The sequence below is a fragment of the Sphingomonas ginsengisoli An et al. 2013 genome (assembly GCF_009363895.1).
GTDB classification, from domain to species: Bacteria; Pseudomonadota; Alphaproteobacteria; order Sphingomonadales; family Sphingomonadaceae; genus Sphingomicrobium; species Sphingomicrobium ginsengisoli.
Genome location: NZ_CP045434.1, coordinates 90681 through 115404, shown reverse-complemented (window position 1 = coordinate 115404; position 24724 = coordinate 90681). Strand labels below are relative to the sequence as shown.

The window sequence follows — 24724 nt, the reverse complement described above, 5'->3', positions numbered from 1 at the left end:
GGCTCTTACCAGACCATGCCTTGCGTAGCGTTTCGTGCGCTTTCGTCCAGCTTGTCGAGCGCCTCGGCAGGGCTGTGCGCGAACAGCAATTGCTCGCGCCGGGCCTTGGACAGGAAGCCGCTGTCCGAGACATGGTCCATGAACAGGTCGAGTCCGCGCCAGAAGCCGTGGACGTCGAGCAGGCAAAAGGGCTTGGCGTGATAGCCGAGAGCGTTCCAGGTCCACGCCTCGAACAGCTCGTCCAAGGTGCCGATGCCGCCGGGCAGGGCGACGAAGCCGTCGCACAGCTCGGTCATCTTGGCCTTGCGCTCGTGCATGCCGGCGACGGTGTGCAGGCTTGTAAGCCCGGTATGGGCAACTTCCTTGTCGACCAGCGCCTGCGGGATCACGCCGTGAACTTCGCCCCCGAATTCGAGGACACGATCGGCGACGATGCCCATCAGCCCGAGGCGGCCACCGCCGTAGACGAGGCCGAGCCCACGAGTGACCAACTCATCGGCCAACGCCGTGGCCATCTCGGCGAAGGCGGGATCGGCGCCCATCGCCGAACCGCAGTAGACAGCAACATTGCGGATCACAGCTTCACGAACTCCTTGAGGTCGGCGAGCGGGCGCGCGCCGAAATGGCTGATGACCTCGGCGGCGGCGATCGCGCCGGTCAGCAGCTGGCGGTCGATGCCATAGCCTTTGGTCCGCGCGGCGAGCACGCCTGCGGCGAACAGGTCGCCCGCGCCGGTGGTGTCGACGAGTTGCTGAACCGGGACGGCCGGGTGGTCGGTCCGCTCGCCCCCCTCGACCGCGGTGGCTCCGGCCGCGCCGCGGGTGACGAACAGGGTCGGGACATGACGGCCGAGCGCGGCAAGCGCGCCGTCGAGGTCAGCGGCGCCGGTCAGCTGGCAGACTTCGTCCTCGTTTGCGAACAGGAGGTCGACGCCGCCTCCTTCAATCAGTCCCATAAAGCCGTCCTTGCGACCGGCTAGGCAGACGCTTTCGGACAAGGTGAAGGCGACCTGATTGCCGGCAGCGTGGGCGATCTCGACCGCCTTCATTTGCGCCGCGCGGGGCAGTTCAGGTCCGAACAGATAGCCCTCGAGCATCAGCACCGCGGCGCTGCGGATCAGTTCCTCGTCGAGCGTCTCGGGCGCCAGCCGGTGCGAGGCGCCGGGACAGGTGTTCATGGTCCGTTGCGCGTCAGGCGTGACGAGGATCAGGCAGCGCCCGGTGGGCAGCCCGACGTCGATCGGCGGGGTGTCGAAGGCGACCCCGAGCGCGCGCATGTCGTGGGCGAAAATCTGCCCGAGCTGGTCGTCGGCGACCTGGCCGACGAAGGCCGCGCGCCCGCCCATCGCGGCGAGCCCGGCCATGCTGTTGGCCGCCGAGCCGCCGCTGGTCTCCCGCGCGCTGCCCATCGCCGCGTAGAGCGCGTCGGCGGCGGCCGGTTCGAGCAGCTGCATCTGCCCCTTGGGCAGGCCGTGGACGCGCAGGAAGTCGTCATCGCAGGTCGCGATGACGTCAACGATGGCGTCGCCCATGGCGAGCACGTCGAAGCGGTGGGAAGGCATTGGCCGGCGCGGTTAAGCGGCTGACACAAAAGGGTCAAGGAATGGCCGCTTGCCAGCCACCGCAACGCCAGGGCGTGCGCGTGAGATAGGGCGGGCGGCGCGCGAGCATTCGCGCGCCGCCCGCAGACAATCGCTTACTTGCAGGCCTTCTTGGTCTTGTTGCCGGCCTTGCTGCAATCGTAGCGCACGGTCTTGCCGGTCGCGGTCTTGGTGGTGACCGTCTTGCTGGAGGTCGCTGCCATCTTCTTGGCGTGCGCCGCGGCGGCGGCGCCCGACAGCGGCCGCGTGGCGGTCGTCTTGGTGGTCGTCGTCTTGGCCGGAGTCGCGACCGTCTTGGTGGTGGTCGTGGTCTTGGCCGGCGCGGCGAGCGCAGGCGCTCCCGTGACGAGGCCGACCGACGCGAGTGCGAGCAACATGGTGCGCATGGATCTTCTCCCGAGCTGACCCGCCGCGCAGGCGGCGGCGGACACCTCTCGCTACGCCCGATTTAGGCACGGATCAGCAACGAACCGCAAAGCATGAACAACTCTTAAGAGAAGTGCTGGGCCTCGTTCATCTTCAGCCGATTTGCGCCGAAATCACCTAGCGGGCGAGCCCCAGCACCCAGTCATCGAGCGCGGCGCGAACGGCCGGATCGAGACCCGCCCCCTTGGCTACCGCGCGGCGGATTTCGGTCACCTCGATCTGCGGCAGCGGCTCATAGAATTGGAGGCCGCATTCGGTGCCATTGCGCCAGCGGACCACCGCGACGGTTTTGAGGCGGAGGACCGAGAACCACATTTCCTCGCCGACCGGCGGCAGGTCAGCGCCGGTGAGCCGCGCTCCCGTCGCTGAGATGTCGACCAGGACCGCCTCGAGCGTTCGGCTGAGTGAGCTGATGAGGACGATCAGCGGTGCGGCGGCCCGGCTTTCGGTTCGCCGACCACCACCCGAAGCTTTACCGAAGGCATTCATGACTGACCTCGCGACGCGACTGCGCCCCCGTCAACCGCGAGTATGCGGCAAGGGTTAGCGAGGCTTTACGACAAAGGGTTAATGCGGCGGGCGGTTGTGCCGGGGAAAGGCTTCTCTATCAGTGGCGCCATGTCCGCCGGCCACCATCACGACCACGACCACCATCACGCTCCGGCCGACTTCAGCCGGGCGTTCCTGGTCGGCACCTTGCTCAACTTGGGATTCGTGGTGGTCGAGGCGGGCTACGGCGTCGTCGCCAACTCGATGGCGCTGCTGGCCGACGCCGGGCACAACCTCTCCGATGTGCTCGGGCTGCTGATCGCCTGGGGAGCGTCGGTACTGGCCAAGCGCCGCGCGACCGAGCGCTACAGTTTCGGCCTCAAGAAGGCGTCAATCCTCGCCGCGCTGTTCAACGCCTTGCTGCTGTTGCTCGCGGTGGGCGCGATCTTCGCCGAGGCCGGGCGCCGGCTGTTCGAGCCCGAAGCCTCGAACGGCGATGTGGTGATGTGGGTCGCGGCGGCAGGAATCGCGGTCAACGCGGTGACGGCGTGGCTGTTCGCACGCGGCCGCCACGACGACATCAACATCCGCGGCGCCTACCTCCACATGGCGAGCGACGCGGCGGTGTCGGCAGCGGTGGTGGTCGCAGGCTTACTGATCCTGCTCACCGGGCAGCAATGGATCGATCCCGCCGCCTCGATCCTGGTCGCGGCGGTGATCCTGTGGGGGACCTGGGGGCTGCTCAAGGAATCGGTGCTGCTGACCATGGCGGGCGTTCCCAAGACGATCGAGCCGGCCAAGGTGCGCGGGGCGCTGGCGGCGCTGCCGGGGGTCGAGGCAGTCGACCACCTCCACATCTGGCCCTTGAGCACGACCGAGACCGCGTTGACCGTGCAGCTCGCGGTGAGCGCCGCGACCGACCGCGACCGGCTGCTCGAGGCGGCACGCGAGAGCCTCGCCGCGGTCGCCGACATTCACCACACTACCATTCAGATCGAGGTTGCCGGGCGCGCTCCGGTGGCCAGCTGCACGGCGGCGGCCGGCGGCCACCATCACCACCACGGCTGACCCCGCGCCCCTTGCGTCACGCGGCGGAGCCGTTACCCCTCGCGCGCCTATGGACCCGATCGCCCACCCCACCCCGGCCCCCGCCATCACGCCTTCGCTATTCCTGCTGTCGATCTTCTACGGCGGGATGGTGTGCATCGCCGGCGTGCTCGGCAACAAGCAGGTGGCGCTGGGGCCGTTGGCCGTGGAGGCGGGCATTTTCGCCTTCCTGCTGCTGGTGGTGACCTCCTCGTCGATCGCCGAGTTGCACGGGCGCGAGACCGCCAACCGGCTGGTGCTGTGGGGCTTTATCCCGCTGCTGGTCAGCCTTGGCCTCACCATCCTTGTGCTCGCCGTGCCGGCCGCCCCGGCGATGGATCCGGCGCGGCTGTCAGCGTTCGAGACGATGATGAACGGGACGCCACGAATCTGGCTTGGCGGAATCGTCGCATACGGCCTGTCGACCCTGCTCAACGTCACCATCTTCACCAAACTGAAGGGCCAGGAAGGGTCGCGGCTGCTGTGGCTGCGCTCGGCGGTGGCGTCGGGGCTCAGCCAGATCGTCGACACGCTGATCTTCATCGGCATCGCCTTTTATGGCGTGTTTCCGATCGGCGAGCTGCTGCTCGGCCAGATGCTTGCCAAGGTCACCCTGTCGATTGTGCTCGTTCCGCCACTCATCTATTTTTTCGTGTGGCTCGGGCGCCGGTTGGACGCCCCCAAGTCTTGATTGAGTCATAATCGGCTGCTGTAGGGACCCCACGAGTCGCCGGGGGGCGACCGGGCGGCGTTGTCAAATTACAACAGCGACAGGCGATAATGGTGGCTCCCTTCGGGCCGTCACCCGATTGTCGCAAAGCGTCCCTAGCGGCCCCCTTGCACTCGCTGATGCGAGACAAGTTTCATTTCATCTTCGGGGATGCTCTTCGTGAAAAAGCTGCTGCTCACCTCCTGCGCGCTGGTCGCCTTTGTACCGACCGCGGCCTACGCCCAGTCGACCGGCACGGTCGACACCGAGACCCGCGATACCGTGGTGGTGACCGGGACGCGCCAGCAGCAGGTCGGCGGCGTCCAGTCGCCCGACACGCCCAAGGCAAAGTCGGTCCTGACCCAGCAGATCATCAGCCGGCAGAACCCCGGCCAGACCATTCTCGACACCATCAACGTGGTGCCGGGCGTCAGCTTCCAGAACAATGATGCCTACGGCTCGTCGGGCGGCACGCTCAACATCCGCGGCTTCGACTCGAGCCGCATCAGCCTGACCTTCGACGGCCTGCCGCTCAACGACAGCGGCAACTACGCCATCTATTCGAACCAGCAGCTTGACCCCGAGCTGATCGAAGAAGTGAACGTCAACCTCGGCTCGACCGACGTCGACTCGCCCACCGCCTCGGCGGTCGGCGGCACCGTCAACTACCGCACCATCCTGCCGACCAAGGATCCGAGCGCGCGCTTCGTCGGGACTCTCGGCGACTTCCGCATGCGTCGCATCTTCGGCGTGCTGCACAGCGGCGAGTTCGGCCCGTGGGGCACCCGCGCCTTCATCGCGGCGTCGAAGCAGACCTACAACAACCCGTTCAACAACTACGGCAAGATCGACAAGCAGCAGTATAACGCGCGCATCTGGCAGCCGGTCGGCACCAACGGCGACTTCATCAGCCTGTCGGGCCACTACAACCAGAACCGCAACAACTTCTTCGGTTCGCTGCCGCTGCGTCAGGACATGACGCGCGTGCTGACCAACGGCAGCACCCTGCCGCGCATCGTCGGCCCGAACGCCAACAACCGCTATCCGACGTCGAACGACGATCGCGATTACAACATCAACTATCCGTGCACCGTCGCCGTCGGCCGTGCCGGCGTGGCCGACACGCCCGCCACCAGCACCGGCCCGAATGGCGCCGCCGATCCGAACAGCGATTACGCGAGCTGCGGCACCGAATTCGACCGCCGTTACAACCCGTCGAACACGGGCAATCTGCGCGGCCAGTCGAAGTTCACGCTGGCCGACGGCATCGTCCTGACGGTCGACCCGAGCTACCAGTATGTGAAGGCGAACGGTGGCGGCACCGTCACCGCCAACGAGGGTCTGCGCGACATCAACCCGGCCGGCGGCACCGCCTCGGTCGCGACCTGCCGCACCACCCCGAGCAGCGCCACCAATACCTGCGTTCCCGGCTATCTGGGCGGCACGCCGTACTTCGGCCGTGACATCAATGGCGACGGCGACACGCTCGACACCGTGACCGTGCTGGCGCCGAGTCAGACCACGACCCACCGCTACGGCGTCATCGCCGGCCTGCGCTGGGACCTCGACCGCAACAACACGTTCCGCATCAACTACACGCTCGACCACGCCAAGCATCGCCAGACCGGCGAAGTCGGCCTGCTCGCCCCCGACGGCGAACCGCTCGACGTGTTCCCGGTCAACGGTGGCCAGCAGGACACCACCGGTTCGATCCTGCAGAAGCGCGACCGCGTTTCCTATGCGATCCTGAACCAGATCTCGGGCGAGTATCGCGGCTACTTCTTCGACCGCAACCTGAACGTGAACATCGGTGTGCGCGCGCCCTTCTTTAAGCGCGACCTCACCAACAATTGCTTCACCTCGAGCGCCTCGGGCTTCGTGGAATGCTTCGGCAGCAACACCGCGGCGGCCAATCAGGCAGCAACCTTCAACCCCTACACCTTCAACACCACCACCGGTGCGGTGACGGGTTGGGCGCCTCCGGGCCACCGCGTGCTCAAGTACAACAAGGTGCTCCCGAACGTCGGTGTCGTCTATCATGTGACGCCGAATGCCAGCCTGTTCGCCAACTATGCCAAGGGCCTCTCGGTCCCGGGCACCGACAACCTGTACAACGCCTTCTACTTCCCGGCGGGTACCGACCAGGCCAAGCCGAAGCCTGAAACGACCAACAGCTTCGACTTCGGTGCGCGCTTCCGCAGCCGCACCATCCAGGCGTCGCTGTCGGGCTGGTACACCAAGTTCAACAATCGCCTGGCTTCGGCCTACGATCCCGAGCTGAACGCGACCGTCTACCGGAACCTCGGCACCGTTACCAAATATGGCGTCGACGGCTCGGTCGCTTACTCGCCGACCACTGACATCACGCTTTACGCCTTCGGGTCGTGGAACAAGTCCAAGATCAAGGACAACATCCAGATTGGCCGCTTCGGCACCGGCGTGAACCAGGTCAACGACTGCGACAACGTGCCCGCGGGCGCCGCGCAGATCGACATCCTGCGCAGCTGCGCCTTCACCGCCGGCAAGCGTGAATCGGGTTCGCCCAAGTATAGCTACGGCATCTCGGCGACGGGCACCGTGCTCGACAATCTGGTGCTCGGTGTCACTGCCAAGCGGACGGGTCCGCGGTTCATCTTCGACAACAACCTGCCGGTGTTCGCCGGCGACCTCCCGGGCCAGACCGGCACCACCACGGTGTTCGGCGGCAAGCAGGTGTTCGGGGCCACCGCGCCGGCCTACTGGCTGGTCAACCTGGATGCCCGCCTGAAGCTCGACCAGCTGTCGCCGTCGCTCAAGGGCAGCTACATTCAGTTCAACGTCTACAACCTGTTCGACCAGTTCTACGTCGGCGGGTTTGGCGGTGGCCTGTCGCAGAGCCTCTCGACCCAGTCGCGCGGCACGCCATCGGTGACCTATCAGACCTACGGCAACCCGCCGTTCGTGCAGATCGGTGCGCCGCGGACCGCGTCGGTGTCGCTGAGCCTGAGCTTCTAAGCGACCGCGAAGAAAAGAAGGGGGCGTCGCGGGTGACCGCGGCGCCCCTTTTCTTATGCGCTGCGCTGTGGCAATCGCCCGCTCGGCGCTAGGCCCACGGAAGTGGGCGGGTATGATGTAATGGTAGCCTGTCAGCTTCCCATGCTGAACGCGCGGGTTCGATTCCCGCTACCCGCTCCAACAGACAACATGCCGGGGGCATGTTGTCTGTTGGAGCGCCCGAAGCGCAGCTGAGGGGCGCCAGCCCGCAAATCGCCCAGCACTAAATTTCCACAAGCGACTGACCTGGCAAAATGGGCGCCCATCGCTGGACGCCCATTCCGTTCAGGCACTCGGCGGGGGCGGCGGAGCGGCGGGAGCCGCTGCGCCCTGTGCTGGCGGCGGCGGCGGCGGCGGTGCCATCCGGCCGCCTTGCGCGGCACCCGGGGGCGGAGGCGGCGGCGAAGCCATGCCCGGTCCGCCCGGCGGAGGCGGCGGTGGAGGAGCCATTCCCGGACCTCCAGACGGCGGCGGCGGGGGCGCCAGGCGCGGGCCGCCCGGCGGCGGTGGCGGCGGCGGAGCGCCTGGGCCAGCATGGGGTCCGCCGGGCCCGCGCGGTCCGTGCGGCGGCCGCGGAGGCGCCACCTCGGCGATTTGCCCCGAAGCATTCACCAGGAAGTGCGCCTTCAGCTGTCCATCGGCATAGCGGCCCTGCACCAGCAGCGGCGCGCCGACCTGCGCATAGCCTTGCGAGTCGCGGCCACCGTCGACCATGGCCCTGCCCGTCTGATCCTGGATGACGAAGCGGTCGCCATAGACTTCGGCGACCTTACCGCGAACGCTGACGATGCCGCTTGAAGCGGGCAATTTGGCGGCTGCGGTGACGACGGTCGGTGCCATCTCGACCGGAGGGCGGGTCAGCGACACCGCGCCGGCGCCACCCGCCGCGCCGAGCGCAACCAGGCCGACCCCGGCGAGCGACAATTTCTGGCCCGTGCCGAGGCGGGGCAATCTCGTTCTCATCATGCTTGCTCCTTTGGTGGAGCCCGCCATCTACGCCGCGTCCGCCGACCCCCACTGAACCAAGCGGTTTGGTTTCGGTTTATCGAGGGAGCTTTAGGAGCAAATGGTGCGGATCCTACTGGCAGAAGACGACCGAGATCTCGGCCCGGCGATCGCGGCAGCCTTGCGCGACGAGCGCTTCGCGGTCGACCTCGCTACCGACGGCATCGACGCCGCGCATCTGGGCGATACCGAGGCTTATGACGTCGCGGTGGTCGACCTCGGCTTGCCGCAGCAAGACGGCGTGTCGGTGATCGCCGGCTGGCGTGCGGCCGGCCGCTCCCTACCCGTCCTGATCCTGACCGCTCGCGATGCCTGGCCCGACAAGGTCGCCGGGTTCAAGGCGGGGGCGGACGACTATCTGACCAAGCCGTTCCGGATCGAGGAATTGGTCATGCGGTTGCGCGCGCTGGTGCGCCGCTCCACGGGACATGCCCAGAGCCGGATCAGCTGCGGACCGCTGACCTTCGACAGCCAGACCGGCCAATTCGAGTTGAATGGCCTGCCGCTGAAGCTGACCGCCTTCGAATGGCGGGTGTTGTCGCAACTGATGCTGCGCAAGGAAGCGGTGATCGAGCGGCTCGAGCTGATGGAGCGCGTCTATGAGGGCGATGTCGATGCCAGCCCAAACAGCCTGGAAGTCATCATCGGCCGGCTGCGCAAGAAGATCGGCGGCGCCCTGATCGAGACGGTCCGTGGACGCGGTTATCGCCTGACCGCGACCGCCTGAGCGATGAAGCGCCCCACTTCGATTGAGGGCCGCATGCTGGCCTTGTCGGCGGTGGCGACGCTGGCGGCGCTGCTGCTTGCCGGATGGGCGATTTCGGGCGTGCTGGCGCGGTTCGTGATCGCCGGGCTCGACCAGCGGCTCGATAGCGAATTGGCGGTGTTAGCGAGCACGGTCGCGCCCGATGGGCGGGTCAGTCCGGCGCAGGTCCGGCAGCGCGTGGCAGCGCTTGAGCGCGGACCTGACTGGCAGTGGCGGATCGTTGGCCCGCACGGGCAATGGTCCTCGGACGATTTTCCCATCCTGACCAAGCCGCGCCCGCCCGCGCCTCCCCCGCCACCGCCGCCCGCGCCCGAAGCGATCCAGCCGCCCGCGCCACCAGCCCAGCTTGCTGAGGGCATTTCCGTGCTCGACGGTCACGACGAGCATCACCGGCGCGTCCACGCCCGCCAGCTCACCCTGACGACGTCGGCAGGCCAAGTGACGATCACGGCGGCCGCGCCGCAGGCGGTGATCGAACGGCCACTACAGGCGGCGGTTGTTCCGCTGCTCGCTACTCTGGCCGCGCTTGGCGCGCTTCTCGCACTCGCGCTGCTCGTGCAACTACGATTGGGGTTGCGGCCGCTGCGGCGGCTGCGCGCCGAAGTCGCTGCAATCCGCACTGGCGCGATCGACGCCGTCGACGAAGATCAACCGGCCGAACTCCAACCGCTGGCAACCGAGCTAAACGCCCTGACGCGCGACAATCGCGCCGCGCTGGCCGCCGCCCGACTGTCAGCCGCCAATCTGGCGCACGCGCTCAAGACCCCCGTAGCGGCACTGGCACTCGAATGCCGCGACGATCCGGCCCGGGCGCGGCAGGTGGCGCGGATCGACGCCACCATCCGCCATCACCTGGCCCGCGCTCGAAGTCTGGCGACGGACCGCCGAGCGGCGACGGCGGTGGGACCGGTGGTGACCGATCTGGTCGCGACGGTCGGTCGGCTTCACGCCCGCCGGGGACTTCGATTCATCGTCGATGCCGGCGTGCCGATGGCCGTACAAATGGACAGCAACGATCTCACCGAGCTGGTCGGCAATGTATTGGACAATGCCGCCCGCCACGCCTGCGGCGAGGTCCGAATCAGCGCCGCCGCCGACGCTACCGATGCGCGCCGCGTCCGGCTGACGATCGACGACGACGGGCCAGGCATTCCCGCCGCCGATCGTGACCGCGTTCTCGCACCCGGCCTGCGACTGGACCAGCAAGAGGACGGCTATGGCTTCGGCCTGACGATCGCAGCCGAATTGACGAGGCTCTATGGTGGGACGATCGCCCTCGACGAAAGCCCCGCCGGCGGCCTGCGGGTCACGCTCGACCTGCCGGCAACGCCGCAGGCTTAGCGTCAGCGCATCCGCTTCATCATCTCGCCCATCGGCATCAGCTGATGGTTGAGGTGGGCCATGATCCACATCGAGCCCAGCAGCACGAGCCCGACGATCAGCACCCCGAAGGCCAGCGCCAGCACGTTGTTGGTGTTGTCGGGACCGCTGGTGACGTGGAGGAAAAAGACTAGGTGGACGCCCATCTGGGCAATCGCCAGCGCGATCAGCGCAGCGGGGATGGCGGGCTGCCAGATGACACTCGACTTGAGGATGAAGAAACTGGCGGCGGTGAGGCCGGCGGCCAGCGCCAGCCCGACGATGTAGCCGGTCAGTCCGCCGCCGAGTTCGCCACTGTCGGTGTCGTCGCCGGGCGCGACGTCATGGTCGTCGCTGCCGGTCTGCTCTTCGGTCATGCCACCAATCCCATCAGATAGACCATGGTGAAGATCGCCACCCAGATGATGTCGAGCGCGTGCCAGAAGAGGTTGAAGCAGAGCAGCCGCCGCTCGATGTCGGCGCGGAACCCCTTGGCCCACAATTGCGCCATCATCGTGCCGAGCCAGAGGAGACCGGCCGAGACGTGCAGCCCGTGACAGCCGACCAGCGCGAAGAAGGACGAGAGGAAGGCGCTGCGATCCGGCCCGGCGCCCTCGTGGATCATCTTGGCGAATTCGGCGAACTCGAGCGCGAGGAAGCCGAAGCCGAGCAGGCCGGTGACCAGCAGCGCGATCTCGCTCCACAGCAGATTCTTGCGGGCGGCGGCGAGGCTGCCGAGCCCGGCGGTGAAGCTCGACAGCAGGAGCAATGCCGTCTGCCAGGCGACGCGCGAGGGATCGACGATGCCGCCGATCGCCGGGCCGCCGGCGGTCTGGTCGCGCAGCACGGCGTAGGCCGCAAAGAAACCGGCGAAGATGACGAAGTCGCTGAGCAGGAAGATCCAGAAACCGTAGGCGGTGGTGATCCGCTTGGAGGCAGGACCGCCCTCGCCATGGCCGGTCGCGGCATGGTGGCCGTGGCCATGCTCGTGCCCGTGGCCGAGCTGGTAGGGGTCGCGCGGGCGAGCAGAAGGAGCGCTCATGCGAGTTCACGTCCCTGGTCGAGCCAGCGCTGGCGCTCGGCGCGGCGTTGCTGGTCCTGCCGCTCGACCTCGTCGGCGGGAATTTCATATTCGTCATGGTCGCGCCAGGCGAAGACCACGAAGGTGGCGTAGGCGCCGATCAGGCTCACCACCACCAGCCACCAGATATGCCAGATCAAGGCGAAGCCGGTGAAGCTGGCGAAGAAGGCGCAGACCACGCCGGTCGGACTGTTGCGAGGCATGTGGATGGGTTGATAGTCGGGCCGCGGGGACAGTTGCTGCTGCTCAAATGCGCGCTCCTTGATTTCCCAATAGGCCTCCTCGCCACGGACGTCGGGAAGCACCGCGAAGTTGAACACCGGCGGCGGCGAGGTGGTCGACCATTCGAGGCTGCGCCCATCCCACGGGTCGCCGGTGCGGTCGCGCAGTTGCTCGCGATTGCGGATCGAGACGACCAGTTGGCCGACCTGCGCGGCGACCCCGGCGAGCATGATGACGATGCCGGCCAGCGCGACCAGCAGCCACGGCTCCCACGCCGGATTGTCGATGCTCTGCAGCCGCCGGGTCATGCCGTCCAAGCCGAGGATGTAGAGCGGCGTGAAGACCACGATGAAGCCGGTGATCGACAGCCAGAAGGCCCAGTGACCCCATTTCTCGTCGAGCGTGAAGCCGAACGCCTTGGGGAACCAGAAGGTCAGCCCGGCGAAGGAGCCGAACAGCACCCCGGCGATGATCACGTTGTGGAAGTGGGCGACGAGAAACATGCTGTTGTGAAGCTGGAAGTCCGCCGGCGGCACCGCCAGCAGGACGCCGGTCATCCCGCCGACGATCCAGGTGGTCATGAAGCCCAGCGACCACAGCATCGGGGTCGAGAAACGGATCCGGCCGCCGTAGAGGGTGAACAGCCAGTTGAAGATCTTCACGCCCGTCCCGACCGCGATGATCGAGGTGGCGATGCCGAAGGCGGCGTTGACGTCGGCCCCCGCCCCCATGGTGAAGAAGTGGTGGAGCCAAACCATGAAGGAGACGACGCAGATGAACAGAGTCGCGGCGACCATCGAGCGGTAACCGAACAGCGGCTTGCGGCTGAAGGTCGAGATGACTTCGGAGAAAACCCCGAAGCTGGGCAGGATCAGGATGTAGACTTCCGGGTGACCCCAGGCCCAGATCAGATTCATGAACATCATGGCGTTACCGCCGCCGTCGTTCGTGAAGAAGTGGAAGCCAAGGTATCGGTCGAGGGTCAGCATCGCGAGCGTCGCGGTGAGGATCGGGAAGGCGGCGACGATCAGCAGGTTGGAGGCGAGCGCGGTCCAGCAGAACATTGGCATCCGCAAATAGCCCATGCCGGGGGCGCGCAGCTTGAGGATGGTGGTGACGAAATTGACTCCGGCCATCAGCGTGCCGACGCCCGAAATCTGGATCGCCCACAGATAATAATCGACCCCGACCCCGGGCGAGTAGTTCATCTCCGACAGGGGCGCGTAAGGGAGCCAGCCGGTCCGCGCGAACTCGCCGACCACCAGGCTGACGTTGACCAGCAGTGCGCCCGCCGCGGTCAGCCAGAAGCTCACCGAATTGAGAGTCGGAAAGGCGACGTCGCGCACGCCCAGCTGGAGCGGTACGACGAAGTTCATCAGACCGATGATGAACGGCATCGCGCCGAAGAAGATCATGATCGTCCCGTGCGCCGAGAAGAGCTGGTCGTAATGCTCTGGCGGCAGGAAGCCCGGCGCATTGATGGCCAGCGCCTGCTGCGAACGCATCATGATCGCGTCAACGAAGCCGCGGATCAGCATGGCGAGCGCGAGAACGACGTACATGACGCCGATCCGTTTGTGGTCGACGGACGTGATCCACTCATCCCACAGATAGCGCCAATGCCCGGCCCAGGTGATCCAACCAAGCGTGCCGATCAGCACGACGCCAACCAGCAGCCCCGCGACGAGGGGGATCGGCTGATCGAAGGGGATCGCCGCCCAGGTGAGCTTGCCGAACATCCTACTCGCCCCCGTTTTCCTTGACGTGCGGACCGCCGCGGCCGGCGATCGGTCCCTGGCTTGGCGGCAGCGTCTGGTCGACGATCGCCGCGAACAGGTTCGGCTGGACCTGGCCGATGGTGAACGGCGCGACGTTCTGGCTCTGGCGGGCGAGCAGCGGATAGGTCCGCGCGTCCAGCACCCGGCCCCCTGCCCGCGCCTGCGCCGTCCAGGCGGCGAATTGCTGCGGCGGCATGGCGACCGCCTGGAATCCCATGTGCGAGAAGCCATCGCCGCTGAAATGGGCGGATACGCCGGGATAGCGGCCGGGCTTGTCGGCCTGCAGCCAGAGCTCGCTCTGCATCCCGCTCATCGCGTAGATCTGGCTGCCGAGGCGGGGGATGAAGAAGCTGTTCATGACGCTGGCCGAGGTCAGCTTGAAGTGGACCGGCACCCCGGCGGGGAGTGGCAGGACGTTGACCGTCGCAACCCCCTGCGCCGGGTAGATGAAGAGCCATTTCCAATCGAGCGCGACCACCTGCACCTCGAGCGGGGCGGACTTGGCCGGGAGCGGCTTGTGCGGGTCGAGCTGATGGCTGCCGATCCAGATCACCCCGCCGAGGAACATGATGGTCAGGAGCGGAATCGACCACACCAGCAGTTCGACCCGTCCCGAATAAACGAAGTCAGGCTTGTAGTCGGCGCGAGTGTTCCCTTCGCGATACCACCAGGCAAACGCCAGCGTGGCGATGATCGTCGGCACGATGATCGCCAGCATGATCACCGTCGCGTTGACGAGGATGGTGCGATTGGCGTCGGCGACCGGTCCCGCGGGGTCGAGCACGCTGGCCGAAGAGCAACCACACAAGAGCAGTGCCAGGCTCGGCACTAGGGCCTGGCGACTCGACGAGCTGGCGCGATCGGTGGTCACGGCGCTGTCCTTAGGCCTGCTTGGCGGGATGTGCGACCCGGCTCTTCGACCAATGGCGGCTTCGTAATGTTGCGCAGTCGGCGACGAAGGGCTCTACCTGCGCGCCTCACATCCTGTCGGAACGGAGTCGTGCCCTCGTGAAGCTCAAGCTGCTGCTCCTCGCCTCGCTGTCACTGGCCGCCACGGCCGCTCCGGCCCAGCTACTCGCACCGCCGCGCGGCGACATCCCGGCCAAGTTCACCCCGCCGACCGACAACCGCGACTATATCAAGCGCGAAGAGATGATCCCGATGCGCGACGGGACCCGTCTCTACACCGTGATCGTCATCCCCAAGAATGCGGTCAACGCGCCGATCGTGCTGACGCGCACGCCCTACAACGCCAAGGGCAGGGCGGAGCGGATGGACAGCCCGTCGATGCTCTCGACCCTGCCGCTAGCCGACGAGATGTTCGTCAAGGCCGGCTACATCCGGGTCTATCAGGACGTGCGCGGCAAGTACGGCTCGGAAGGGCAATATGTCGTCACCCGCCCGGTGATCGGCCGGCTCAACAATACCAAGGTCGACCACGTCACCGACGCCTACGACACGATCGACTGGCTGGTGAACAAGCGCAACCTGCCCCAGTCGAACGGGCGGGTCGGAATGATCGGCTCCTCCTACGAAGGCTTCACGGTCGTGATGGCGCTGCTCCATCCCCACCCCGCGCTCAAGGTCGCCGCGCCCGAGAGCCCGATGGTCGACGGCTGGATGGGCGACGATTGGTTCCATTACGGCGCCTTCCGCCTCGCCAACATCGGCTGGATCGGCAGCCAGACCGGCTACAAGGGCGACGGCGCCGCCCCGCCGAGCGGCGGCTACGACGACTATGACAATTTCCGCACCGTCGGCTCGGCCGGCGACTGGGCGAAGAAGTCGGGCTATGATCAGCTGCCCTTCTGGCAGCGAATGGTCGCGCATCCCGCCTATGACGAATTCTGGCAGGGCCAAGCGCTCGACAAGCTGCTCGCCGCCAACCCCTCCAATGTCCCGACCATCTGGGAACAGGGGCTGTGGGACCAGGAGGACATGTACGGTGCCATCCACAGCTGGGAGGCGCTCAAAGCTGCCGGCAAGCTCGGCAACAACTACCTCGTGATGGGACCGTGGCGACACAGCCAGGTCAATCGCGAGGGCCGCAGCCTCGGCCCGCTCGATTGGAACGGCGACACCGCCCAGCAATTCCGCGAGCAGATGGTGCTGCCGCTGTTCAACCAGTATCTCAAGGACGGTCCGCCGGCGAACCTGCCGCAGGCGGCGATCTATAACACCGGCGAGAATCATTGGGACCGGCTGGCCCAGTGGCCGCTCGCCTGCGAGGCCGGCTGCGCCGCGCCGCTGACGCCCATCTACTTGCGCGAAGGCGGCAGCCTCGGCTGGGACAAGGGCGCAGTCGGCGGCGACAGTTACGTCTCCGATCCCGCCAAGCCCGTCCCGCACCTGCCGCGGCCGGTCAATTTCGACGACGGCCGCTGGGGCGACTGGCTGGTCAGCGACCAACGCGGAGTCGACGGGCGGACCGACGTCATGACCTACACCAGCCCGGTGTTGACGGCGCCGGTGCGGGTGTCGGGCCCGCCGATGGCCGACATCTATGCGGCGACCACCGGCACCGACGGCGACTTCGTAGTCAAGGTGATCGACGTCTATCCCGACGAGGTCGCAACCAACACAAAGATGGGCGGCTACGAGCTGCCGATCAGCCTCGACATCTTCCGCGGGCGCTATCGCAACAGCTTCTCCAACCCGACCGCGATCCCCGCCGGCCAGGTCCAGCGTTATCGCTTCCGCCTGCCGACGGTGAACCATGTGTTCCAGCCGGGTCACCGGATCATGGTGCAGGTCCAGTCGAGCCTGTTCCCGCTCTACGACCGCAACCCGCAAACCTTCGTCCCCAACATCTTCCTCGCCAAGAAGAGTGACTATCGCGCCGCGACCGTGACGCTCGAGCGCGGCGGCGAGCAGGCGAGCGCGGTGTGGCTGCCGGTGGTCCGTGCGCAATAGGGATGCCTGACCCCGCTCCGCCCCGGCCGCACGCTGCGGCGTTCGTGCTGGTGACGATCCTGATTGACGCGATCGGGTTCGGGATCGTCATTCCGGTGCTGCCGCGGCTGGTGATGGATGTCGGCCATACCGGGATCGAGCAGGCGACGCGGATCGGCGGCTGGCTGGCGCTCACCTATGCCGCGGCGCAATTCCTGCTCGGGCCGACCATCGGCAACCTCGGCGACCACTTCGGACGCCGCAAGATCATCCTCGGCTGCCTTGCCTGCCTCGGCATCGACTATCTGCTGATGGCGGTCGCACAGACCCTGCCCTTGTTGTTCCTCGGGCGACTGCTCGCGGGAATTTTCGGCTCGACCTACGGGCCGTGCCAGGCGGCGCTGGCCGACATTACCGCTCCCAGGGACCGCGCCCGGCTGTTCGGCTTCGTCGGGGCGGCGTTCGGGCTGGGCTTCATCGTCGGCCCGGCGCTCGGCGGTTTCCTCGGCGAACTTGGCCCGCGAGCGCCGTTCATCGCCGCGGCGGTGCTGGCGGGGGTCAACTTCGTCTACGGCCTGACCGTCTTTCCCGAGACGCTTCGACCCGAGCTTCGCCGGCCGTTCGACTGGCGGCGTGCCAATCCACTCGGCGCGCTCGGGGTCATTGCCCGCACGCCGGCCTTGAAGCCGGTGGTCGCCTGCTACCTGCTGTGGCAGATCGCCAGCCTCGTCTACCCGAGCATTTGGGCCTATTGGGGCGTCGCCGCCTTCGGCTGGACCCCGGCCATCGTCGGCGCGAGCCTGGCCGCCGTGGGCGTGCTGATGGCAACCGTGCAGGGGGCGCTGACCGGCCGCATCGTCTACCGCCTCGGCGAGCGGCGCACCGCGCAGGTCGGGCTCCTCTCCGCGCTCGGCGGGTTCGTCGGATTTGCGCTCGCCACTTCGACCGTGGTCGCTTTCGCCATCCTGCCGTTCATGGCGCTGCAGAGCCTGGTCCAGCCATCGCTGTCAGCGATGCTCAGCCAGCGGGTGCCCGCCAACGCGCAAGGCGAGATCCAGGGCATCGGCGGGAGCGTGATGTCGCTCGGCGCAGTGATCGCGCCGTTGCTCTACAATCCGGCGCTGGCGCACTTCACCGCCGGCGGCCGGCACTTCCCCGGCGCGCCGTTCGTGATCGCCGCCGCCTTCGCCGGGCTGACTTTTGCGGCATTGGGCCTAGTGCCGAAACGTCACGTCGATCCGGCTGAACCCGCGTCCGCTGCCGCACGTTAGAAGCGTCAGACGGTTCGACGGAGACGACCCATGGAAGACGCGCGCATCTGGGAAATGGAAGAGAAGCTCTGGCACGGCGGCGACGAGGTGTACGATCGCCTGGTCGACGAGAATGTGGTGATGGCGCTGCCCGCCGAACCGTTCCTCTTTTCGCGTGATGAGGCCAAGGCGGCGGTCAAGCAGACGCCGCGCTGGGACGAGGTCAATTTCTCCGACCAAAAGGTGATGCGCCCCGAGGAAGGGCTGATCGTGATCGGCTATCAGGTCGAGGCGAAGCGCGGGAACGAAACCTACAAATGCTTCGCCAGTTCGACCATGATGCGGCGCGGGCATGACGACTGGACAGTGGTGCAGCACAGCCAGGTCGTCCCGCCCAAGGCGACGGTGGACGCCTGAGCGCCGATTATCCCGTCACCCCCGACGGCCGCTATTTCGTGGTTCGGGGGCGGCTGTGGCGCCGCTCCAATCCGGCGCTCGATCCGGCCGAGCGCGAAAGCCTCGTCAAGCAACTGATGGCCGCGCGGCGCTCCCGCGATCGCGCCGAGGTCGATCGCACCAAGCGCGCGCTGGGCGAGCGCGGGCCGGTGTGGTGGGACGATGGTGACCCGGACTGGAACCGGCACCTGGCGAAGAACACGCCCTATGCCGATTGGTACGCCGGGCTTCAGATCCCGCCGGGCACCGCCGGATAGCCGGCGCTTTCGAGGCTGGCGGCGAGGAGGTCGGCGGTGGCCTGGGCGAGTTCGCCGTCCTCCGACCTCACCACGAAATTGGCGCCGGTTTTGCCCTCGCGGAAGAAGGGGTAACTGCCGATGCTGACCCCGGCGGTAGAGCGCTCGGTCTCACGCAGGAGGTCGGCGACCTCGCTCTCGGGCGCCATTGCGCCGACTGTCACGCTGACGATCGGCCGCCCGCCCTCGATCTGGCCGGTCAGCCCGGCCAGCATCCCGGCAGTGATGTGCGGCACCCCGGCGAGGATGAAGATGTTCTGCCAGCGGATGCCCGGCGCGCCGCTGACCGGATTGACGATCAGCTCGGCCCCCTCCGGCACCCGCGCCATCCGCAGCCGCGCCTCGGTCAGCCCGCCGCGGGTGGCGTAATAGCGCTCGAGGATTGCGCGCGCATCGGGATGGACGACCACCCCCACCCCGACCGCCGCGGCGATCGCATCGACGGTGATGTCGTCATGGGTCGGCCCGATGCCGCCGGTGGTGAAGAGATAGTCGCTTTCTTGCCGCAGCGCCTGCACCGCCGCGACAATCCGCGCCTCGACGTCGGGCACCACCCGCACCTCGCTCAGGCGGATGCCCTGCACGTTGAGCCAACTGGCGATCTGCGCGACATTCTTGTCCTGCGTCCGCCCCGACAGGATCTCGTCGCCGATGATCAGCAGGGCGGCGGTCCAGGTACGAGGCGACGTCATTGGCCCGACCTAGGCCCCGGCCAGACGAGCGACAAGCCTGCGCTTCAGGTCAGCGCCTTCACCGCGCGTTCCAGCGCCACGTCGCGTCCAACGGCGATGTCGGCAGCGGTCGGTGCTACGGCGATATCGGGCAGCAGGCCCGCGTCAGGTTGGGGCGTGGTCGGGAAATAGCCGACCAGGGGCAGGTCGAATTCGAGCCCGCTGGCCGGCAGGCGGACGAAGAAGAAGCAACCACCGTTGATCCCGCGACGGTTGCCGCCGGTGGGACGTCCGACCAAAGTGCCGCCGCGCATCGCTCGCAGGTTGCTGGCGAACTGGAACGTGGCGCTGCTGCAGACAGGTCCGATCAACGCCGCGACCGCCGCCGGCAGGCGCTTGCCCGCGGGTTCGATCACCAGTGCGTCTTCGCTCGCGGAACGGCGAAAGAAGCCGCCGGGCAGTGGCGGGCTATTGACGCCAAGGGTGCGGAAACTGTCGTCCCAGGTGTCGAGATATTTGTCGATCGCGGGCGGTGTGCGGCGGAAGCGAATGCGCTGCTCAATGCCTGGCGGAGTGAACGATCGGTCGATCAGGCGGGCAAGGATCAGGTCGCCACAATCCTCGCCGCCCTCGTTGTCGCGGAGGTCGACGATGAGGCCCTTGGCGCCTGACAGGCTGTCGAGCCGCTCGTTCAGCCAGCCCTTCCAATCCCATTTGCTGCCCCACAGCGCCCAGCCGGGCATGGTCAGCACCGCGACGCCGTCGGACCGCATCGCCCATTGCCAGCGCGGCGCACTGTCGCTCGCCGCCTCAGGCGCCATCTGCGCCTGACGCGCGGCGAGCCCGATTGCCGGCAACGCGACCGTCCGCCGCCTTCCGCCCGGCTCGACCAACTCGAGCCGATGCTCACCGCCGAGGGGCGGGGCGACCAGACCCTGGAACACGTCAAAGGTCTCGATCCGGTCGTCGCCACGCACCTCGAGCAGCGAGATTCGCTTGAGGTCGTTGTGACCGTCGGCGCGGATCAGCGGCAGCAACCGATCGCGCAACACCGCCGGATCGGCTCCATTGAGCCGTGCCACCCGGCTGCCGCGTGGGATGTTGCCCGATGGATCGGCGGTGACCACCATCGCCCGGTTGAGCCAGACGAAGTGGAGCGGCACCCGCGTCGGGCGGTCGAACAGCGCCGCCGCGACTACCTTCTTCTGGTTGAAGAAATTGCCGTAGCTGTGCCCGCAGCGGATTTGCGCGGTCAGCCGGGTCAGCGCGAGGTAGCGGCCGTCCTGGTCGGCTGCGCGGACGAATTCGGCGGCAAAGCGCTGGAGCTTCGCCTCGAACGCGGCGGGCGTGTTGTAGCGATAGAGGCCCGGATGGAGCTTCAAGGCTTCGCGCAGGATGGCGACGTCGCCGGCGAGATCGCCCGCGGTCGGCCCGGCGGCGGCCCAGCTGCGCGCGGCCAACCCGCTGAGCGCCGCCGCGGTCCCGGCCGCCAGAAAGCTGCGTCGCTGCATCGCTCGGCCCCCATGACTTTGGCTCGTCGCCGACCTATGTATCGGGCATGACGCAATATATCACCATTGGGGCGGAAGACCGTAGCGAAGCGCGCAACGGGGTCATCAAGCTGCACGGGCCCGACGGCTTCGCCGGAATGCGTGCGGCCGGCCAGCTCGCCGCCGAGGTGCTCGACGCGCTGGTGCCGCTGGTCCAGCCGGGGGTGACCACTGCCGAGCTCGACGACTTCGTTTATCAGCGCATCCGTGCCGCCGGCGGTGTGCCCGCGACGCTCGGCTATCGCGGCTACACGCACAGCTGCTGCACCTCGATCAACCATGTGATCTGCCACGGCATCCCGGCCGACAAGGCGCTCAAGGACGGCGACATCGTCAACATCGACGTGACCCCGATCCTCGACGGCTGGCACGGCGACAGCAGCCGCATGTACCTCGTCGGCGACGTGTCGGTGAAGGCCAAGCGCCTCGTCGACGTCACCTACGAATGCCTGATGCTCGGCCTGGCGCAGGCGAAGCCGGGCAACCGGATGGGCGACATCAGTGCGGCGATCCAGACCCATGCCGAGAAGCAGCGCTATTCGGTGGTCCGCGATTTCTGCGGCCACGGCCTCGGCCGCCTGTTCCACGACAGCCCCGAAGTGGTCCACGCCGGCCGCGCCGGGACCGGCCCCGAGCTCCGCCCGGGCATGTTCTTCACGGTCGAGCCGATGATCAACATCGGCCGCGCCGACGCTAAAATTCTCGAGGACGGCTGGACCGCGGTCACCCGCGACCGCCAGCTCTCCGCTCAGTTCGAGCATTCGATCGGGATCACTGAGGACGGCTGCGAGATCTTTACCTTGAGCCCGGGCGGGTTCGACAAGCCGCCCTACGCCTGAGCGCGGATTGCTTGACGGCCTCGCCTCGCTCTATGCTTGCCCGAGCGAGGGAGCGCAGCGCCGGTGAAGAAGATCGAAGCCATCATCAAGCCGTTCAAACTCGATGACGTAAAGGACGCGCTGCACGAGGTCGGGGTGAGCGGGATGACCGTCACCGAGGTCAAGGGCTTCGGCCGCCAGAAGGGCCATACCGAGCTCTACCGCGGCGCCGAATATGTGATCGACTTCCTGCCCAAGGTGAAGATCGAGGTGGTGGTCGAGAACAGCCTTGCCGACAATGTGGTCGAGGCGATCATGACCGCGGCACGGACCGGCCGGATCGGCGACGGCAAGATTTTCGTGCTCGACGTCGCCGACGCCATCCGCATCCGGACCGGCGACCGGGGGCATGACGCACTCTAAGGAACCGGCGTAACATGGCCCCCGATCCCCGCCTCGCCTCGATGAGCCCCGAAGAGCTGCGCACCCACATGCGCGGCCTCGGCTATCGCACTCAGGCCGAGTTGGCCGAGGCGATCGGGGTCAGCCGCTCGGCGGTATCGCTGTGGCTCGAGGGCAAAGTCGGGGTGCCGCGGCCGGTCGCCATGCTGCTGCGGATGCTGCTCCAAGCCCAGCGCCGAGCTTATTGACGGGCCTTCGCGCCACAGCGGGACAAGTTCCCTCAATTCCCGCGTGAAGTCTTCACGCCCGACTCGACCCTGACCCGCCGGGCTGGAATCGCTCCCGCCATCACGCACCGCCAGTGCATTTCTCGCGAAGGATTCGTCATGGCCGACAAGGTGACCGCTCACAGCATCATGAAGCGCCTCGAGGATGAGGAAATCGAATGGATCGACCTTCGATTTACCGACCCCAAGGGCAAGTGGCAGCACCTGACCATGGTCGCCTCGGCGGTCGACGAGGACATGCTCGACGACGGCTTCATGTTCGACGGCTCGTCGATCGGCGGCTGGAAAGCGATCAACGAGAGCGACATGATTTTGAAGCCGGATCTGGAGGCGGTCTATGTCGACCCCTTCTCGGCGACGCCGATGATGATCCTGGTCTGCAACGTGGTCGAGCCCGCCACCGGTGAGCTCTACGCCCGCGACCCCCGCTCCACCGCGACCCGCGCCGAGGCCTACCTCAAGGCGAGCGGCATCGCCGACACCGCCTACGTCGGCCCCGAGGCCGAATTCTTCATGTTCGACGACGTCCGCTTCGAGGACGGCTACAACGTCAGCTATTACAAGCTCGACGACATCGAGCTGCCGACCAATACCGGCCGCGAGTATGAGGGCGGCAACCTCGCCCACCGTCCGCGCGCCAAGGGCGGCTATTTCCCCGTCGCTCCGGTCGACAGCGCGGTCGACATCCGCGGCGAGATGGTCTCCACCATGCTCGAAATGGGGCTGCCCTGCGACAAGCACCACCACGAGGTCGCCGCCGCCCAGCATGAGCTCGGTCTGACCTACGGCACGCTGGTCCAGACCGCCGACCGGATGCAGGTCTACAAATATGTCGTCCACCAGGTCGCCCACGCCTACGGCAAGACCGCGACCTTCATGCCCAAGCCGATCGCCAAGGATAACGGCTCGGGCATGCACACCCACTTCTCGCTTTGGTCGGGCGGCAAGCCGATGTTCGCCGGCAACGGCTATGCGGGTTTGAGCGAGACTGCGCTCTACTTCATCGGCGGTGTCATCAAGCACGCTCGGGCGCTCAACGCCTTCACCAACCCGACGACCAACAGCTACAAGCGGCTGGTTCCGGGCTTCGAGGCGCCGGTCCTGCTGGCCTACTCCAGCCGCAACCGCTCTGCCTCGTGCCGCATCCCCTATGGCGCGGGCGAAAAGTCGAAGCGGGTCGAATTCCGCTTCCCCGACGCCATGGCCAACCCCTACCTCGCCTACGCCGCGATCCTGATGGCCGGCCTCGATGGCATCCAGAACCGCATCCACCCGGGCGAGGCGATGGACAAGAACCTCTACGACCTGCCGCCGGCCGAGCTGGTCAACGTCCCCACCGTCTGCGGCTCGCTGCGCGAAGCGCTGTCGTCGCTGGCCGCCGACAAGGACTTCCTCTTGAAGGGCGACGTCTTCACCGCCGACCAGATCGACGCCTACATCGATCTCAAGTGGGAAGAAGTGATGCGCTGGGAGACCACGCCGAGCCCGGTCGAATTCGACATGTATTATTCGATGTAAGCATCCCCTTAACCCTGCGCGCCTATGAAAGGTGTTCACCCAGGCGCGCAGGGTCTTGCTCGATGAACGATTTCCGGAACCGCATTCAGTCCGCTGACGATCCGGCAGCGTATCTCTTCAAGCCGAAACTTTCGCGCGACGGACGCAATGCGCCCGCCGCCGAAGACGAGAATCTGCGCGAGGTGGTCATCCCGCGCGAGGAAGTCCGCGCCGCCGACCATCGCTACGACGATCGCCATCGGCTTGCCCGCGAGGCGCCGATCAGCATCCGCCACAAGCGCAAGAAATTCAGCGTCAAGCTCATCAACCTGTCGAGCGGCGGGGCGATGATCGAGACCGATGCGGCAGTGAAACTGTGGGATAAGCTCGTGCTCGAACTCGCCGGCGGCGACCCGCGCGGCAAGATCGATTGCGCGGTGCGGTGGATCAAAAACGGCCGCGTCGGGCTCGAATTCGCGCATGAGACGCATATCGAGGCCGACCAGGCGACCTGCGACGCCTTGCTCCGCGAGGTGCTCGACAAGAGCTTCGCCGACGTCGCCGCCAATCCCGACCCGCTACCCGTTGTCGTTGACGAGGTTGTCGCCGAGCCAGAGGCGGTGATCGCCCCCGCTTTGCCCGACCGCGACGAGGCGCGCCGCGACGAGATGCGGCACCCGATGATCTGGCACGGCCACGTTCATTTCGACCACGACAGCCACAAGGTCCGGCTGCGCAACATCTCGACCAGCGGCGCGCTGATCGAATCGACGACTGCCTTTCCGATCGGGGCCGAAGTGATGCTCGACCTCGGCGAGGGTGCGGGCCATGTCTTCGGCCAGGTCAGCTGGAGCCACGGGGACCAGCACGGGCTGGCCTTCACCGCGGCGTTCGACCTTGCGCGCCTGTCGGCCGCCAAGCCGCAGGTTGCCTGCGATACCTACGTGAAGCCCGACTACCTCAAGCAGGACGACCGCCACAGTTCTCCGTGGGCGTCGCAATGGGGTCGGCTGAGCGTCGCCCAGCTCAAGCGGTCGCTCGCTCGCTAGAT

25 protein-coding genes and 1 tRNA gene are annotated in these 24724 nt (G+C 67.0%); 15 read left to right on the top strand and 11 right to left on the bottom strand.

Features of this window, described 5'->3' with window-relative positions:
* Nucleotides 1–5: 5 nt before the first annotated feature.
* The 4 genes from GCU42_RS00575 to GCU42_RS00560 all read right to left on the bottom strand — a co-directional run bounded on the left by GCU42_RS00575 (nt 6) and on the right by GCU42_RS00560 (nt 2515).
* Complete coding sequence (locus GCU42_RS00575) at nt 6–578, bottom strand: LOG family protein (protein WP_240309509.1); 573 nt, start codon at nt 576–578, stop codon at nt 6–8.
* Nucleotides 575–1561, bottom strand: a complete 987-nt coding sequence (locus GCU42_RS00570) for an adenosine kinase (protein ID WP_114228325.1) — start codon at nt 1559–1561, stop codon at nt 575–577. The genes GCU42_RS00575 and GCU42_RS00570 overlap by 4 nt, the downstream gene beginning before the upstream one ends.
* A gap of 134 nt (nt 1562–1695) precedes the next feature.
* Nucleotides 1696–1986, bottom strand: a complete 291-nt coding sequence (locus GCU42_RS14910) for a hypothetical protein (RefSeq protein ID WP_162789286.1) — start codon at nt 1984–1986, stop codon at nt 1696–1698.
* A gap of 157 nt (nt 1987–2143) precedes the next feature.
* A complete protein-coding gene (locus GCU42_RS00560; RefSeq protein ID WP_114228326.1) occupies nt 2144–2515 on the bottom strand; it encodes a PilZ domain-containing protein in 372 nt (123 codons plus the stop codon).
* 129 nt (nt 2516–2644) lie between these two features.
* Between GCU42_RS00560 and GCU42_RS00555 the strand changes: the two genes are divergently transcribed.
* From GCU42_RS00555 to GCU42_RS00540, 4 genes are all read left to right on the top strand, one after another.
* Complete coding sequence (locus GCU42_RS00555; RefSeq protein WP_114228327.1) at nt 2645–3583, top strand: cation diffusion facilitator family transporter; 939 nt, start codon at nt 2645–2647, stop codon at nt 3581–3583.
* Between the two features lie 49 nt (nt 3584–3632).
* Nucleotides 3633–4292 (top strand): queuosine precursor transporter, encoded by a 660-nt coding sequence (locus GCU42_RS00550; protein WP_114228328.1) that lies wholly within the window; start codon nt 3633–3635, stop codon nt 4290–4292.
* A 198-nt stretch (nt 4293–4490) separates the two neighbouring features.
* Nucleotides 4491–7304 carry a TonB-dependent receptor gene (locus GCU42_RS00545; RefSeq protein ID WP_246165636.1) on the top strand — a complete coding sequence of 938 codons (2814 nt, stop codon included), beginning with the start codon at nt 4491–4493 and terminating at the stop codon, nt 7302–7304.
* A 106-nt stretch (nt 7305–7410) separates the two neighbouring features.
* Nucleotides 7411–7484 (top strand) — tRNA-Gly (locus GCU42_RS00540).
* 144 nt (nt 7485–7628) lie between these two features.
* Here GCU42_RS00540 and GCU42_RS15200 read toward each other — a convergent pair.
* Nucleotides 7629–8309 (bottom strand): hypothetical protein, encoded by a 681-nt coding sequence (locus GCU42_RS15200; protein ID WP_162789288.1) that lies wholly within the window; start codon nt 8307–8309, stop codon nt 7629–7631.
* Nucleotides 8310–8412: 103 nt separating this feature from the next.
* Here GCU42_RS15200 and GCU42_RS00530 point away from each other — a divergent pair, with 103 nt between their 5' ends.
* Together GCU42_RS00530 and GCU42_RS00525 are read left to right on the top strand one after the other, a co-directional pair.
* Nucleotides 8413–9075, top strand: a complete 663-nt coding sequence (locus GCU42_RS00530) for a response regulator (RefSeq protein WP_114228415.1) — start codon at nt 8413–8415, stop codon at nt 9073–9075.
* 3 nt (nt 9076–9078) lie between these two features.
* Nucleotides 9079–10455 carry an ATP-binding protein gene (locus GCU42_RS00525; RefSeq protein ID WP_240309510.1) on the top strand — a complete coding sequence of 459 codons (1377 nt, stop codon included), beginning with the start codon at nt 9079–9081 and terminating at the stop codon, nt 10453–10455.
* 2 nt (nt 10456–10457) lie between these two features.
* On the opposite strand, the gene cyoD is transcribed toward GCU42_RS00525, so the two are convergent.
* Genes cyoD through cyoA form a run of 4 tightly spaced genes read right to left on the bottom strand, consistent with a single transcriptional unit; the run spans nt 10458 to nt 14338 of the window.
* The gene (cyoD, locus tag GCU42_RS00520) at nt 10458–10850 is read right to left on the bottom strand and encodes a cytochrome o ubiquinol oxidase subunit IV (protein WP_114228332.1); all 393 of its coding nucleotides are present in this window, start codon (nt 10848–10850) and stop codon (nt 10458–10460) included.
* Nucleotides 10847–11515 carry a cytochrome (ubi)quinol oxidase subunit III gene (locus GCU42_RS00515; protein WP_114228333.1) on the bottom strand — a complete coding sequence of 223 codons (669 nt, stop codon included), beginning with the start codon at nt 11513–11515 and terminating at the stop codon, nt 10847–10849. The genes cyoD and GCU42_RS00515 overlap by 4 nt, the downstream gene beginning before the upstream one ends.
* Nucleotides 11512–13515 carry a cytochrome o ubiquinol oxidase subunit I gene (cyoB, locus tag GCU42_RS00510; RefSeq protein ID WP_114228334.1) on the bottom strand — a complete coding sequence of 668 codons (2004 nt, stop codon included), beginning with the start codon at nt 13513–13515 and terminating at the stop codon, nt 11512–11514. The genes GCU42_RS00515 and cyoB overlap by 4 nt, the downstream gene beginning before the upstream one ends.
* 1 nt (nt 13516) lies before the next feature.
* Nucleotides 13517–14338, bottom strand: a complete 822-nt coding sequence (cyoA, locus tag GCU42_RS00505; RefSeq protein WP_246165635.1) for a ubiquinol oxidase subunit II — start codon at nt 14336–14338, stop codon at nt 13517–13519.
* Between the two features lie 224 nt (nt 14339–14562).
* On the opposite strand from cyoA, the gene GCU42_RS00500 reads away from it, so the two are divergent.
* From GCU42_RS00500 to GCU42_RS00485, 4 genes are read left to right on the top strand one after another with little or no spacing between them, the layout of a single operon-like run.
* On the top strand, nt 14563–16467 hold the full coding sequence (locus GCU42_RS00500) for a CocE/NonD family hydrolase (protein ID WP_114228336.1): 1905 nt from the start codon (nt 14563–14565) through the stop codon (nt 16465–16467).
* Nucleotides 16468–16469: 2 nt separating this feature from the next.
* A complete protein-coding gene (locus tag GCU42_RS00495; RefSeq protein ID WP_114228337.1) occupies nt 16470–17717 on the top strand; it encodes an MFS transporter in 1248 nt (415 codons plus the stop codon).
* Between the two features lie 30 nt (nt 17718–17747).
* Entirely contained in the window at nt 17748–18113 is a 366-nt protein-coding gene (locus GCU42_RS00490; protein WP_114228338.1) for a DUF4440 domain-containing protein, read from the top strand.
* A 38-nt stretch (nt 18114–18151) separates the two neighbouring features.
* A complete protein-coding gene (locus GCU42_RS00485) occupies nt 18152–18409 on the top strand; it encodes a hypothetical protein (protein WP_240309511.1) in 258 nt (85 codons plus the stop codon).
* On the opposite strand, the gene GCU42_RS00480 is transcribed toward GCU42_RS00485, so the two are convergent.
* Together GCU42_RS00480 and GCU42_RS00475 are read right to left on the bottom strand one after the other, a co-directional pair.
* Complete coding sequence (locus GCU42_RS00480) at nt 18382–19140, bottom strand: competence/damage-inducible protein A (RefSeq protein ID WP_114228340.1); 759 nt, start codon at nt 19138–19140, stop codon at nt 18382–18384. The genes GCU42_RS00485 and GCU42_RS00480 overlap by 28 nt on opposite strands.
* Nucleotides 19141–19184: 44 nt before the next feature.
* Nucleotides 19185–20630, bottom strand: coding sequence for a S41 family peptidase (locus GCU42_RS00475; RefSeq protein WP_114228341.1), 1446 nt, complete (start codon nt 20628–20630; stop codon nt 19185–19187).
* Between the two features lie 47 nt (nt 20631–20677).
* Here GCU42_RS00475 and map point away from each other — a divergent pair, with 47 nt between their 5' ends.
* The 5 genes from map (at nt 20678) to GCU42_RS00450 (ending at nt 24722) form a co-directional block, all read left to right on the top strand.
* Nucleotides 20678–21508, top strand: a complete 831-nt coding sequence (map, locus tag GCU42_RS00470) for a type I methionyl aminopeptidase (protein WP_114228342.1) — start codon at nt 20678–20680, stop codon at nt 21506–21508.
* 63 nt (nt 21509–21571) lie between these two features.
* On the top strand, nt 21572–21910 hold the full coding sequence (locus GCU42_RS00465) for a P-II family nitrogen regulator (RefSeq protein ID WP_114228343.1): 339 nt from the start codon (nt 21572–21574) through the stop codon (nt 21908–21910).
* Between the two features lie 14 nt (nt 21911–21924).
* On the top strand, nt 21925–22137 hold the full coding sequence (locus GCU42_RS00460; RefSeq protein WP_205214997.1) for a helix-turn-helix domain-containing protein: 213 nt from the start codon (nt 21925–21927) through the stop codon (nt 22135–22137).
* A 138-nt stretch (nt 22138–22275) separates the two neighbouring features.
* Nucleotides 22276–23694 (top strand): type I glutamate--ammonia ligase, encoded by a 1419-nt coding sequence (gene glnA / locus GCU42_RS00455; protein WP_114228344.1) that lies wholly within the window; start codon nt 22276–22278, stop codon nt 23692–23694.
* A 62-nt stretch (nt 23695–23756) separates the two neighbouring features.
* Nucleotides 23757–24722 carry a PilZ domain-containing protein gene (locus GCU42_RS00450; RefSeq protein WP_114228345.1) on the top strand — a complete coding sequence of 322 codons (966 nt, stop codon included), beginning with the start codon at nt 23757–23759 and terminating at the stop codon, nt 24720–24722.
* Nucleotides 24723–24724 lie beyond the last annotated feature (2 nt).

Excerpts from the sequence above, each read along its gene's own strand:
- GCU42_RS00570 (WP_114228325.1), bottom strand. The coding sequence starts at position 1,561 with ATGCCTTCCCACCGCTTCGACGTGCTCGCCATGGGCGACGCCATCGTT.
- GCU42_RS14910 (WP_162789286.1), bottom strand. The coding sequence starts at position 1,986 with ATGCGCACCATGTTGCTCGCACTCGCGTCGGTCGGCCTCGTCACGGGA.
- GCU42_RS00560 (WP_114228326.1), bottom strand. The coding sequence starts at position 2,515 with ATGAATGCCTTCGGTAAAGCTTCGGGTGGTGGTCGGCGAACCGAAAGC.
- GCU42_RS00555 (WP_114228327.1), top strand. The coding sequence starts at position 2,645 with ATGTCCGCCGGCCACCATCACGACCACGACCACCATCACGCTCCGGCC.
- GCU42_RS00550 (WP_114228328.1), top strand. The coding sequence starts at position 3,633 with ATGGACCCGATCGCCCACCCCACCCCGGCCCCCGCCATCACGCCTTCG.
- GCU42_RS15200 (WP_162789288.1), bottom strand. The coding sequence starts at position 8,309 with ATGATGAGAACGAGATTGCCCCGCCTCGGCACGGGCCAGAAATTGTCG.
- GCU42_RS00525 (WP_240309510.1), top strand. The coding sequence starts at position 9,079 with ATGAAGCGCCCCACTTCGATTGAGGGCCGCATGCTGGCCTTGTCGGCG.
- cyoD (WP_114228332.1), bottom strand. The coding sequence starts at position 10,850 with ATGACCGAAGAGCAGACCGGCAGCGACGACCATGACGTCGCGCCCGGC.
- GCU42_RS00515 (WP_114228333.1), bottom strand. The coding sequence starts at position 11,515 with ATGAGCGCTCCTTCTGCTCGCCCGCGCGACCCCTACCAGCTCGGCCAC.
- cyoB (WP_114228334.1), bottom strand. The coding sequence starts at position 13,515 with ATGTTCGGCAAGCTCACCTGGGCGGCGATCCCCTTCGATCAGCCGATC.
- GCU42_RS00495 (WP_114228337.1), top strand. The coding sequence starts at position 16,470 with ATGCCTGACCCCGCTCCGCCCCGGCCGCACGCTGCGGCGTTCGTGCTG.
- GCU42_RS00490 (WP_114228338.1), top strand. The coding sequence starts at position 17,748 with ATGGAAGACGCGCGCATCTGGGAAATGGAAGAGAAGCTCTGGCACGGC.
- GCU42_RS00480 (WP_114228340.1), bottom strand. The coding sequence starts at position 19,140 with ATGACGTCGCCTCGTACCTGGACCGCCGCCCTGCTGATCATCGGCGAC.
- GCU42_RS00475 (WP_114228341.1), bottom strand. The coding sequence starts at position 20,630 with ATGCAGCGACGCAGCTTTCTGGCGGCCGGGACCGCGGCGGCGCTCAGC.
- map (WP_114228342.1), top strand. The coding sequence starts at position 20,678 with ATGACGCAATATATCACCATTGGGGCGGAAGACCGTAGCGAAGCGCGC.
- GCU42_RS00460 (WP_205214997.1), top strand. The coding sequence starts at position 21,925 with ATGGCCCCCGATCCCCGCCTCGCCTCGATGAGCCCCGAAGAGCTGCGC.
- glnA (WP_114228344.1), top strand. The coding sequence starts at position 22,276 with ATGGCCGACAAGGTGACCGCTCACAGCATCATGAAGCGCCTCGAGGAT.
- GCU42_RS00450 (WP_114228345.1), top strand. The coding sequence starts at position 23,757 with ATGAACGATTTCCGGAACCGCATTCAGTCCGCTGACGATCCGGCAGCG.